The sequence below is a fragment of the Ensifer oleiphilus genome (assembly GCF_013371465.1).
GTDB lineage: Bacteria > Pseudomonadota > Alphaproteobacteria > Rhizobiales > Rhizobiaceae > Ensifer > Ensifer oleiphilus.
Genome location: NZ_JABWDU010000031.1, coordinates 1 through 586, shown reverse-complemented (window position 1 = coordinate 586; position 586 = coordinate 1). Strand labels below are relative to the sequence as shown.

Genomic DNA, 586 nt, shown 5'->3' with positions numbered 1-586 from the left:
CCCTGCGGTTCTTCTCCACCACCAGCGGCCGCATCTTCTGCGACGGCAGGATCTCCTCCTTCGGGCCGAAGGCGACCAGCCGGCCGGCCTGCACCAGGCCGATCATGTCGACCGTCTGCAGCGCGCTCGGGCGGTGGGCGACGATGACGACGATGCCGCCGCGCTCGCGCACCTTGAGGATGGCCTGGCACAGCGCCTCTTCCCCTTCCGCATCGAGGTTGGAGTTCGGCTCGTCGAGCACCACAAGAAAAGGATCCCCGTAGAGTGCACGAGCCAGGGCAATGCGTTGCCGCTGGCCTGCGGACAGTGCGGTTCCATGAGGACCAAGTTCGGTCTGATAGCCGTTCGGCAGGTGCACGATCATCTCGTGGATGCCGGCGGCCTTGGCCGCGCGGATGATGGCGCGCGCATTCGGTGCCTCGGCAAAGCGCGAGATGTTGTCCGACACCGTGCCGTCCATCAGCGCCACGTCCTGCGGCAGGTAGCCGACATGCTGGTTGAACAGCGTCTCGGGCCATTGGTTGAGATCGGCGCCGTCGATGCGAACAGCCCCACGTAAGACCGGCCAGATGCCGAGCATGGCGCG

The 586-nt window shown here is 66.4% G+C and carries 1 protein-coding gene; it reads right to left on the bottom strand.

Annotated elements, in window-relative coordinates; genetic code table 11:
- Positions 1 to 586: ATP-binding cassette domain-containing protein (locus tag HT585_RS31570; protein WP_176356706.1), on the bottom strand; the 586-nt coding region annotated here is incomplete at both ends.